Below are 11,964 nucleotides of genomic sequence, written 5' to 3' on the forward strand. Positions count from 1 at the left end.
CAAGCCAAATCAATAAATCATAATCATATCTGAGCGGGTTAATTCAGACAAGAACCACCCGCTCCCATGATAACGTCACGTAGGTACTAATTCCCCCGGACGCAACTTAGCCCATTTGCCCATTTCCCGCTTAAAGCTGAGACATCCAACCACATCCCATTCCATTTCAATCACATCTTCTTTTGTGCGGATATTGACATTGATGGAAGGTTCATTGGGATCAAAATCTGGCGTTTCGGTCAAGTGCGGCTGTTGGTGCTGCGTTTCTACAGCATTGTAGGTTGCACAGCGGTCTACATAGTGGCAGTTCACACAAATACACATAATAGAACCAACTCCAAAAACCTTTATAGTTAATCTAACCTAAGCCAAAATGTTAATCACTAGTTGCTGGGTTGATTTTTGTGAAAATGCAGAGTGAAATCTTTTCGCGCCTAGCTCCAGAAAATTGGCCTTTTAGCCTGGAATTGTTGCCACAACCTGCTTACATGGTGGGTGGTGCGGTGCGGGATGCAATTATTGGCAGAAGTCGCGAATACTTAGATTTAGATTTTATCATTCCATCGGATGCGGTGAAGGTGGCGAGAAAGATTGCTCAACATTATCAAGCTGGTTTTGTGTTACTTGATAAAGAACGCAGAATTGCCCGTGTTGTCTTTCCCCAGGCTACAGCTGATTTTGCCCAACAGGAAGGGGAGAGTTTAATTACTGATTTGCACAGAAGGGATTTTACAATAAATGCGATCGCCTATAATCCCCACAACCAAGAAATTATCGATCCTCTCCAAGGCTGTGCTGACATAGATTTGGGTCTATTGCGAATGATATCACCCGCCAACCTCCAAGATGATCCTCTGCGACTGATGCGAGGATATCGCCAAGCCGCCCAACTTGGTTTTACCATTGAATCAGCTACCCAATCGGCAATTAGGACTTTAGCGCCATACATAACTCAAGTTGCAGCCGAACGAGTGCGGGTAGAAATTGGCTATCTGCTGGGGAGTTCTCACGGTACTGCTAAAATCACCAAGGCTTGGGAAGATGGCATACTGGCTTCTTTCTTCAAAAATGCCACCAGTGAAAGCTTTATCAAATTAGCAGCGGTTGACAAAGCAGCCACCTTACTTACAGAAAACTGGCAGCAATTAGGGATAGAACTGCAAAGATGTGTGCGCGATACAGTCAAAACTTCTTGGTTCGGTATTGCCAAACTCGCTTGTCTTGTCCACCCAAATCCAGAAATAGCCGAAATAGAGTTACAAGAATTGACTTACAGCCGTGCAGAGATTCGCGCTGTAGCTACTGCCCTGAAACTGTTCCCGCAATTCAAAAAAACGAATATGTCCCTACGAGAACAATATTGTTTGTTCCAGGAAGTTGGGATTGTATTTACCGCTACAGCAGCGTTAGCTCTAGCACATGATGCCCCAATAGATGCGATCGCACCATTGATCAGCCGCTACCTTAACCCTGATGATCTGGTCGCTCATACCACTCCGTTAGTAAGTGGTAAAGACCTCATCATAGCATTAAACATCCCCCCTTCGCCAATGGTGGGCAGACTGCTGACGGAGATAGCCGTAGCCCAGGTAGAGGAGAAAATTGGGACGGTTGAAGATGCGATCGCTTATGCACGGCAGTTAGTTGAGAATGATTAAATGTGCCTAAAGATACTTGATCATTCAGCGAGCCGAAATCATTGCTAAAGACAGATGTGGGGGGATAATATATAAAAAATTCCAAGATAGTATAAATTTTTGCAGATGAAAAGATACTTGCAGCTACTGATTGCTTTTGTAATCGGAGTAGGGATATTTTGTGGTGTAAACTATGGAGAGAGCTTGTTTTTACCTGCCTTCAGTCGAGAAAATAGCGATGATCGGCAAAAAATATCACTCCAAACAAATTCCTATTTAGAGAAAGTCCGACAAGACAAAAAACTGTTACGCGTTTTTCTACAAAAAATGCCTAAAGGTGGAGAATTACACACCCACCTTAGTGGTGATATTACCCCAGAACGGTTATTAGAATTAGCAGCACAGTCAAAACAGATTAAATACTTTGTGCGAGTACCCAATCAAAGTTTCTCCGCAGACGATCCCAAAGCTTATCAATTTGTCGCACTGTCACCAGATACTGAACCACCTTCCCAAAATAGCAATCATACATTAATACCAGTTTCTCAGTTACTCAACCCGCAGACAGAATCTGAACGTCAGCAGAAAGAAAAATATCGTCAAGCCTTGATGATATCTGAAACAGAACCAGATCCAAATACAGTATTTTTTAACGCAACTTTTGCCCGTAGTGATGTTGTCACCAGCAACCCAGAAATTGTGCGTCAAATGTTAGCAGATGTGGTGGAAAAAGCACACAAGCATCACATCAGTTATGTAGAACCAATGTTATCTCCTTTTCCCGGCAATCCACTTGGTAAAGACAAGGCAGATGAATATAAAGTATTGAATCTGACTACAGCACGGGAGTATTTGACTAGCTTGATAGCAGCAGTAGAACAAGCAAATCAGCAGTTACCAAAAAACGAGCGTGTAGAAGTGCGATTTATGCTATCTTTTCGTCGTACCAGTGCTAAACAGTTTACACAATTGCCCATCGCCTTTGAATTAGCAGCCGCCAATGATAAAATAGGTAAAATGATCGCAGGTATCAACCTAGTTGGTAACGAATACTCAACAGATCCAGACATTGGTCAAGCAATAGCTCAACCAGACAAGATTAGTAATTATATTATCGCATTACGTCGCCTTTATCCCTCAGTGCGCTTATCAATTCATGCAGGTGAAAGTGATAAATGGGACTGGCACATTCGAGATTCAATTTTACTAGGAGCAGAGCGCATTGGACATGGAGTAAACTTAGTTACATCTCCAGAAGCTAAATCAGTCAAACAGATTTGTGATGCCGTCAAATCAGATACTACTTTCCTAGGAAAATCACCAGAAGAATCACTGATGCGCCGACGTGGAATTTTGATTGAAGCTTGTCCAACGAGTAACCATTTACTATTAAAAATTCCCTTCACCTGTCATCCTTTTAAAAAATGGTTGAGAATGGGAATTCCGGTTTCTCTCAACACCGATGATGCTGGCATTTTTGGCACTAATATCACAGAAGAATTTGCTCGCGCAATTGAGAGTCAACCAGATTTGAGTTGGGAAGAAGTCAAGAAAATAGCTCGTGCCAGTTTAGAACATGCATTTGTTTCTGAATCTACTCAAACAGAGTTAATTAAGAATTGGGAAATGCAAATAAAGCAATTTGAAGTAGCTATCAATCAGGAGAGTCTGAAGAGTTAGAAAACTCGATATTGATTTTCGCTGGTTGATACCAATTCTATATCCACCTAGAATTCATAAATTCTACAGCCTTGTAGTTTTGCATAAGTGCTAGGCATCTTCAATAAAGTACAGATATTAGCAATTAAACTCTTGTGGGGTGGGCATCTTGCCCGCCCTTATCTATCTTATTTTGATGTAATTAGCTGTAAATGATATGAAAACACAATAGCTAGCTTTTACTTGGTGAAGTCTATTAGTATGTCTATATGGGTAGTATCTTACCACTAAATATCGGTTATTTCTGACAATATTGGTTTTTTATTTAGCCTCAATTATTCCTTTTCAAAAGAAATAAAAACCAGTATATTTACAGGCTAATTTTATTAGCTTTCTTAGATAGCAGTCCCTAAATTCAGGCAAATTACCTATCGACATGAAGCTAAATATATGAGTATTATATCAAAATCTCATTAATAATAGAGCTAAAACTTCCTAAATTGAGAAGCTATCAAGGAGAAAAATTATGTCACTATTTGACCAAGATGCTGTTCGTGATTTGAACCGGATTGCAGCACAAAAGATTTTTGAAAAAATGCGTATTTTAAGAATGTCATCAGGTGAAAATGCCAAAAGACGTTGGATTTGCGAGCTTCTACAGAATGTAAATGATAAGGCTGCAATTGACTTTCCTAATGAGCAAGTTTCGGTTAGTATAAAATTCGATAACAATCGGATATACTTTAGCCATAATTATAGTTATTTCACACTCACAAATGTCAAAGGCTTGATTCGTCAGATTAGTTCAGAGGACAAAGATTGGGGAGAAATAGATAAAACTCAAATTCCCAAAACAATAGGTAGGTTTGGAACTGGCTTTTTGACAACACACTTATTATCAGAAAAAGTAGAAGTAAGCGGTATTTTCAAAAATGAAGACAATAGCTTTAAAAAAATTAATTTTTACTTAGATAGAAGTGGGAGACAACTACCCGTAATTATTGAGAGTATTAATCATTCATTCCAGCAGGCTGTCGAGAAATTAGAACTCTCAACTAAAATTGAAAACCCAGATTTTACTGATTTTAACACCACATTTGAATACGAGCTCAATGATCAAGGTATAAGCACCGCTGAAACCGGATTAAATGATTTAGAAAATTCGCTTCCTTATACACTAATTTTTGTTGATAGAATTAATTATTTAAAATTAGCAAGAAATGAAGATGAGATAATTTATGAGAAAAAACAAATTAAAGATTTGACCAACGGTATAAAAATCGTTGAGTTTGATAAATCTCAAAACGATCAAGTCGAAAGATTGTATTTTGCTTGTTTGTCAAAAAATTTAACAAGCATAGCAATTCAATTTAGCACAATTGGAGAACAAATTTTCATTGAGCCATTTAATGAGAAAACACCAAAACTTTTTCTTGGATTCCCCCTAATTGGAACAGAAGATTTTCATTTTCCTGTTATCGTTAATAACCCATTTCTAGAACCTACAGAACCAAGAGATGGCGTCTTTCTGACCGAAATGGAAGAAGAGAATATTTTAAATAATAAACGGATAATACAAGAATCTGTTGAGTTGTATTTTATTTTTCTACAATACGCTACAATTAATAATTGGCAAAACCTATATCTATTAGCAAAAACTGATTTACCTAAAGATAAAGATTGGATCTCAACAGATTGGTATAAAAACCAGATACAAAAAGTTTTGAGAGATGAATTAATGCAAACTGAGATTGTCTATACCGATAATCTACAGCAACCAAAAATTAAACTCAAAGATGCCTTATTTCCCTACAGCAAATCAGAAGAAAAAATTTCAACTATCTGGGAATTTGCGAATACATTGTGGAGTAATCGATTACCAAAAAAAGAACATATTGGATTTTGGTATGCAATCATAGATAGTAATTGGGGGAAAAACTTACGCTACAATTTAAAACAATTTATTACTGATATCGCAGGTTTTTCAAATATTAGTGAACTTGCTAATCACACTAATAAATCAGAACAAGAGCTTCTGAATTGGTTAAACAAAATAATTTCATTTGTTTTGTCTGAAGAACAGGGATTACTAAATGAATTTGCCATTATTCCAAATCAATATGGTAAGTTTCTTAAGCAAGAAGAACTATGGACAGATGATAATATTCCTGAAGAACTTAAAAATGTTCTAAATATCTTGCAAGAAGATTGGCGTACAAATCTAAAACACAATCAAATTATAAATTGCAAGTTAACTACCACTAAAGGAATTGAAGATATTGTTCTTCGCATCAATCAAATTATCGAAAAAGACAGCAACGCAAACATAAAAGCTGCTGTTTTGGAACTAATTAGTTGCTTTTCAAGCGATAATTCGCAAGAAGGTGATGATTTTTGGCAGTTTGCAAAAGATTTTTATCAAACAACACCCGACAAGAAAAAATTGGTAGCTTGGACACCTGCTATTAGAAAAGAGTCTAATAAATGGTTTATTAATAGCCTTTGTAAAGATATTGAACAAAATCAAAACCTGGCAAACTTGACCAACCATCTTAAGCAAGATGTTTTGGAATGGTTGCATAGTTTTGTTGTTTTTATTGGCAAACATAAGTTTGAGAACTGTTTCAATGATTATGCTATTCTACCTAACCAAAGAAGCGAATTTGCAAAAAAACAAAATCTATTTGTAGATAATAGTGTTGACGATACACTTAAAGATATTTTAGAAGAACTAGGTTCTGATTGCCGAAGTGTATTGCTAGTAACTGAAATTGAACTTGATATTGAGGGTAAAATTTATACCTCGAAAAAAGTAGCAAGCGACATCAGCGAAATAGTAGAGAGAATCTTGAAGAATGAAGGTATAGAGCCAAGACAGGAAAAGAATAAGCGGGTTTTTGCTAAACTCTTACTGTGGTTTCACGAAAATGAGAAGTTAGCAAAAGATATTTTTGGTACTTTATATGAAAAACGTTATCGACTGAGAAGTGATGAAGAGATTATTGAAGATATTAAATTCCGACAAGCCATTAGCAATAATAAAAATGGCTACACCGAAGAAGAAGTACTCGAATTAATAAATACGCCAAAAGAAGAATGGCAAGAATTTCAAAAATCGAAGGAGAGTCGAGAGAAAGACATAGAAATAGAAATTGAAGAGTTAACTGCTCTAGAAAACCCCCAAGATATATTAACAATGTTGGGTATTTATTCACTGGAAGGACTTGAGCAAGCTAAGTATAGCTTGGTAGGGACAAAATTCAGTGAAATATTACACCGCATTCCTACTAATTCGCTAGAAGCATTTGAGCGTGTACATTCAATGATTCAACGTGCTAAGGAGAATATAAAATTCTACTTAAGTAGTAAGGATGATTATAATTGTGAAAATTGGTATGAAGAGAATTTTACTGTAATCGCAGGTATAACAAAGAAAGATAGACCAATAAAAATTGTAGTTAGACCCTCAGATGGAAGACAAGTGATAATTTTCTATCCATCTGAGTTTGACGCATTAGAAAGCCCTGATACAGAACTCTGGATTGACAATAACATAACCCAAGAAATATTAACTCTCGGAAAAGTTCTGAAAAAGATGCGAATATATCGGATACTCTTGTAATCTGGTCATACCTGGTTTAGAGTTGTTAACCAGGTTTAATCTACCTTGAGGTGAGGGCTTTAGCCCTCACTACAAGCCATTAATTATTTACATTGCTCTACTTAGCACTACACCATCAGCATTAAGTTTTAAGGGCAGGGATTCAGTTATAATAGAAATAGTCATAGTATTTACAAAATAAAAAGAAGATATAGCGCTCTTAAATAGTATCAGATTACTTTGATGATTAAAAAAATAAATTTATCCAAAATCAAACAAGTTAGCAAATGATTCAATTTAAATTGATTGCTTATTTTGAGGTGAATTAAGTGGCTTACAGTGATTTTAAATTAAACACAATTATTAAGGATTTTGGATTATCAATTAATGAAAAATCAGGACTATTTGCAGATATAGAGGAGGAACAATGTAGTGATTTGCTAGTAACAATCCTCAAAGAAAATATTGATTTAGCGGTTGCAATTAATACAGAAAAAGCCCGTTCCGAAATGATCATCAGTCCTATTTTACTAGAAATAAGACGCAAATTTAATTGTGAAATCAGTTTATTTTCTGGGGTAGATTTCAGCGTTGATACCCAAAAGGGTTTAAATGGATTTTGTGACTTTATTATTAGCCTTTCTAAGGAACAACTTTTTGTTCGCGCACCTGTGATTACGCTGGTAGAATCAAAAAATGAAAATTTGAAATCTGGTTTAGGACAATGTGTAGCTGAGATGATTGCTGCTCAAGTTTTTAATGAACAGCAAGGTAATTTAATCAAGACAATCTATGGTGTTATAACTATCGGTACTATTTGGCAGTTTTTAAAATTAGAAGATAAAATTGTTTATATTGATTTGAGTGAATATTATATTAGAGACATCAAGAAAATTTTAGGCATCTTATCAAGTGCGATTAGACAACAGTAGATAAAATATTTTGTTACGGGTTGCATTTACAGGTTAAATTAGTTTAATGGGAAACCAAAAACCTCACCAGCGAGGTACATAAAAGATGGTACACAGCTTTACATTCCCACAAGAAATAATTGACAGCATTCAGGAAAGGATAGAATTTATCGAAACTGTTTTAAACTTATCAAATGTTCCATTTGCATTTTAGTCCCCAATCCTTTCCCGATTTGATTTGATAATTAATGCGATTCCGGCAAACTTTCTCTAGCTTCCTCCAGTGTTCTCTCCTGGAACAGGAAAAAATGGGATCAGGGCTTAACCCTGATCATAGGATTAAATATCCCACCTTCGCCAATGGTGGGCACACTGCTGACGGAGATTGCTGTAGCGCAGGTTAAGGGGAAAATTGGGACAGTTGAAGATGCGGCGCTCACACCCAGCTTTCTCTGGGCTATATCGCCCTTAAGTTGACACCAATGAGCATTGCTGTGCCCCTACCGCGGATTGGATACAAAGGAGAAGCGCTATATATCAATCAGTGCGGTGGGTTGCTTCACGCACTAATGATGCATCAGGGGACGCATCCTACATAAATAGCTTTCTGCTTTTCCCCACCCTCAACAACCAACCACCAGAGAAAGTGCCAAAATTGAATAGTTTTATCACCGCCACCGGACGCGGGAATTGAGATCAGCAAAACAGAAAATTATGGGAAAGCAGCGCGTTCTGTCAGGAGTTCAACCAACTGGTAATCTGCACTTGGGCAATTACTTAGGGGCAATTCGTAACTGGGTAGAAATTCAAGACCAGTACGATAATTTCTTTTGTGTGGTAGATTTACACGCCATCACTGTACCGCACAATCCCGCAACCCTAGCGGCAGATACTTACAAAATCGCTGCTCTTTATCTAGCCTGCGGCATTGATTTAAACCACTCCAGCATCTTTGTGCAATCCCACGTCTGGGCGCACAGCGAACTCACTTGGTTACTCAACTGCATCACACCCCTTAACTGGCTGCAAGACATGATCCAGTTTAAAGAAAAGGCAGTTAAACAGGGCGAAAATGTCAGTGTCGGTTTGTTAGACTATCCAGTGCTGATGGCGGCGGATATTTTGCTTTACCAAGCTGATAAAGTGCCTGTGGGAGAAGACCAAAAGCAACATTTGGAATTAACGCGGGATATTGTCAACAGGTTTAATCACCAATTTGCTAAAGATGCGTCGGTGCTAAAGTTACCAGACCCCTTGATTCGCAAAGAAGGTGCAAGGGTGATGAGTTTGACGGATGGAACCAGGAAAATGTCTAAGTCTGATCCTTCGGAGTTAAGCCGGATTAATGTTTTAGATCCACCTGATCAAATTACGAAGAAGATTAAACGCTGTAAAACTGATTTGGTGCGGGGTTTAACTTTTGATGATCCAGAACGCCCAGAGTGTCATAACTTGTTAACGCTGTATACCTTGCTGGCTGGGAAGACTAAAGAAGAGGTAGCAGTTGAGTGTCAAGATATGGGCTGGGGACAATTCAAACCTTTGTTGACAGAAACAGCAATTAATGCTTTGAAACCAATTCAAGACAAATATCAGGAAGTAATGGAGGATCAAGGCTATCTAGAGTCTGTGTTGCGGGATGGGAGAGAGAAAGCCCAGGCGATCGCATCCTCTACTCTAGCAGATGTCAAAGCCGCCTTGGGATTCTCTGTACCTGTCTAAGGTTTTCGCTTTTGGGTGTAATATGTTTTACCCTATTAGAAAACCGAAAACCTGAATGTTATGCCTCCTGATACCCACAGCATCCCAGTATTGAATACCTTCCGTAGTGCTGCCCTAGCAGGTGAATTTTTAGTTACCGCTGAGGTTGCACCACCCAAGGGGGGAGATCCCACCCACATGATTAAAATGGCAGCGACTCTTAAGGGAAGGGTTCATGCTGTCAATGTTACTGATGGTAGCCGTGCAGTATTGCGGATGTCTTCGTTGGTAGCGTCGGCGATTTTGTTGCAAAATGGAATTGAGCCGGTTTGTCAGATGGCGTGCCGCGATCGCAACCGGATTGGTTTACAAGCTGACTTAATGGGCGCTCATGCTTTGGGTATCAGGAACATTTTAGCCTTGACAGGCGACCCAGTGAAAGCAGGCGATCACCCAGAAGCCAAAGCTGTATTTGACTTGGAAGCGGTGCGTCTGCTACAACTGATTCAGAAAATGAATCAGGGTGTTGATTCCCATGAAAAACCCCTAACTGATGGGACGCTAGACTTATTTGCAGGTGCAGCGGTAGATCCGCAATGCAAAAGTTGGTCAGGTTTGCAAAGTCGCTTTGAGCGTAAAATAGAAGCAGGAGCGCAATTTTTTCAAAGTCAATTAATTACTGATTTTGAAATCCTAGAAAAGTTCATGGATAAAATTGCTGCTAGTTATAAAAAACCGATTTTGGCAGGAATTTTTCTGTTGAAATCTGCAAAGAATGCTCAATTTATTAATCGAGCCGTTCCCGGTGTGAATATTCCCCAACACATTATTGATAGATTAGCAAAAGCAAAAGACCCCCTAGAAGAAGGAATGCAGATTGCAGCAGAGCAAGTGCAGATAGCGCGACAATTGTGTCAAGGTGTCCACATGATGGCCGTGAAGCGAGAAGATTTGATTGCACCCATCTTAGATTTAGCAGGGGTGGAGAAGATTAGTTAGGAGAACTCAGAATCAACATAGTTAAATACTTTTGACTAAAGCAGCTGGTTAATTCTGGCTGCTTTGGTGTTTATGAATGTTGTAAGCACAATTCTCACTCAATGCATGATGACAATATTTCTGGGTGCAGAAAACACCAGAGAAAAAATTGAGGCTTCAAAAGCCCTGCTATATAAGCTTTTCAGGATTTATTCTCCCAGCCCTTGGATTTATAACTAGATTTAGCTAACCTCAGTACAGAAGTTAAGAGGTAATCCAATGACAGACCAAAAATTTAATCGTCTCTCAATTCTGGAAAAATGTAAAGAACTTGATCCAGGTCTGTACAACGCAATTCAGGTAATACAGGCTCCCTTCCTTCCAGCAAAAAGAAATAACCAATTCCTAGCTACAGGACAAAATATATTATTAGAAGCTCTTGAATACAATTGGCAGATAATAGCTTGCTGGATAATATGTTTGCAAACAGGCAAGAAGTTGAACCCAAAAAACTCGACTTACAACCTTCCAGAATTTGAAGATCGTGAAACGTGGGCGCAAGTCTTAAATGCTCAACTTAAATTGTGCGCTGGTGTGCAAGAATTCAAACCTAATCATAAAAAATATCCGACACATTATGAGCGGTGGATAGCTTGTATGCAGGAAATCAGGGAATGGCAAGTTAAGTCAATTATTGAATGTCCAACACGGCAACCTTATCCTGTATATCTTATAGTCCGTGATTGTGAGAGAAAGATGTATTGGAAAAATGCTACAGAATACCTTACAAAACACCCCAATCAAAAGACACGTATGTCTTTTCTGATGAAGATGAAATGACCCTTGAAGCAATACAAATTGTCAGATGGCTAATACTTTCCTAAGCTTAGTTGATTGGTAAGTTCTAAAATCAACTGACGGCTGTTAAACTAAATTTGAGGATAGGCTTTTACACTAGATAACCTTTATGACTACCGTTACCTTAGAACTACCTGAAGAAATATTCTCAGCCTTGCGTCTTTCACCTAATGAATTTGTCCGTGAATTGCGTCTTGCTGCGGCTATTTACTGGTATGGACGTGGTGAAATTTCCCAAGAAAAAGCAGCTAATATCGCAGGTTTAGACCGAACAGATTTTCTACTTGCTCTTTCCCGTGAACAAGTTGATGCCTTTACTGTAGATTTTGAAGACTTACAACGGGAATTAGAACGTGGCTGAATCACCTGTAATTAATGCTTCACCCCTGATTTTTTTATCCAGAGGTGGTTTACTAGATTTATTGCAATTATTAGGTGATGAGGTTCTAGTCCCATCAGCAGTAGCTCTAGAAATTCAGCAAAGAGGAGCAGAAGACCCCACTGTTTTAGCTTATCCGACAGAAGCCCCACGCCTCACTCTTAGGAGCGTGGGATGAATGGCGCGTGAGTTGACGACAGTTCCCTGACTAATGTGCGTAGCACCAGAGAAGGGAGCATG

The 11,964-nt window shown here is 38.4% G+C and carries 10 protein-coding genes; 9 read left to right on the forward strand and 1 reads right to left on the reverse strand.

Going from position 1 to position 11,964, the window contains the following annotated elements; translation table 11 throughout:
* Positions 1 to 75 precede the first annotated feature (75 nt).
* Entirely contained in the window at positions 76 to 324 is a 249-nt protein-coding gene (locus tag H6G32_RS07015; protein ID WP_015209385.1) for a Ycf34 family protein, read from the reverse strand.
* Positions 325 to 410: 86 nt separating this feature from the next.
* Between H6G32_RS07015 and H6G32_RS07020 the strand changes: the two genes are divergently transcribed.
* The 9 genes from H6G32_RS07020 to H6G32_RS07060 all read left to right on the forward strand — a co-directional run bounded on the left by H6G32_RS07020 (position 411) and on the right by H6G32_RS07060 (position 11,902).
* Positions 411 to 1,658, forward strand: coding sequence for a CCA tRNA nucleotidyltransferase (locus tag H6G32_RS07020; protein WP_190456492.1), 1,248 nt, complete (start codon positions 411 to 413; stop codon positions 1,656 to 1,658).
* Positions 1,659 to 1,763: 105 nt separating this feature from the next.
* A complete protein-coding gene (locus H6G32_RS07025; protein ID WP_190456494.1) occupies positions 1,764 to 3,317 on the forward strand; it encodes an adenosine deaminase family protein in 1,554 nt (517 codons plus the stop codon).
* Positions 3,318 to 3,822: 505 nt separating this feature from the next.
* Positions 3,823 to 6,918 (forward strand): sacsin N-terminal ATP-binding-like domain-containing protein, encoded by a 3,096-nt coding sequence (locus H6G32_RS07030; protein ID WP_190456496.1) that lies wholly within the window; start codon positions 3,823 to 3,825, stop codon positions 6,916 to 6,918.
* A 308-nt stretch (positions 6,919 to 7,226) separates the two neighbouring features.
* The gene (locus H6G32_RS07035) at positions 7,227 to 7,829 is read left to right on the forward strand and encodes a hypothetical protein (protein ID WP_190456498.1); all 603 of its coding nucleotides are present in this window, start codon (positions 7,227 to 7,229) and stop codon (positions 7,827 to 7,829) included.
* A gap of 693 nt (positions 7,830 to 8,522) precedes the next feature.
* The gene (trpS, locus tag H6G32_RS07040; RefSeq protein WP_190456501.1) at positions 8,523 to 9,530 is read left to right on the forward strand and encodes a tryptophan--tRNA ligase; all 1,008 of its coding nucleotides are present in this window, start codon (positions 8,523 to 8,525) and stop codon (positions 9,528 to 9,530) included.
* 60 nt (positions 9,531 to 9,590) lie between these two features.
* Positions 9,591 to 10,508, forward strand: a complete 918-nt coding sequence (locus H6G32_RS07045; protein ID WP_190456503.1) for a methylenetetrahydrofolate reductase — start codon at positions 9,591 to 9,593, stop codon at positions 10,506 to 10,508.
* A 258-nt stretch (positions 10,509 to 10,766) separates the two neighbouring features.
* Positions 10,767 to 11,327: a hypothetical protein gene (locus H6G32_RS07050; RefSeq protein WP_190456504.1), complete on the forward strand. Its 561-nt coding sequence runs from the start codon at positions 10,767 to 10,769 to the stop codon at positions 11,325 to 11,327.
* Positions 11,328 to 11,454: 127 nt separating this feature from the next.
* Positions 11,455 to 11,706 (forward strand): UPF0175 family protein, encoded by a 252-nt coding sequence (locus H6G32_RS07055; protein WP_190456506.1) that lies wholly within the window; start codon positions 11,455 to 11,457, stop codon positions 11,704 to 11,706.
* The gene (locus tag H6G32_RS07060; RefSeq protein ID WP_190456508.1) at positions 11,699 to 11,902 is read left to right on the forward strand and encodes a hypothetical protein; all 204 of its coding nucleotides are present in this window, start codon (positions 11,699 to 11,701) and stop codon (positions 11,900 to 11,902) included. The genes H6G32_RS07055 and H6G32_RS07060 overlap by 8 nt, the downstream gene beginning before the upstream one ends.
* The last annotated feature ends 62 nt before the right edge of the window (positions 11,903 to 11,964 follow it).

The organism is Cylindrospermum sp. FACHB-282 (assembly GCF_014697195.1).
Lineage (GTDB): Bacteria > Cyanobacteriota > Cyanobacteriia > Cyanobacteriales > Nostocaceae > Cylindrospermum.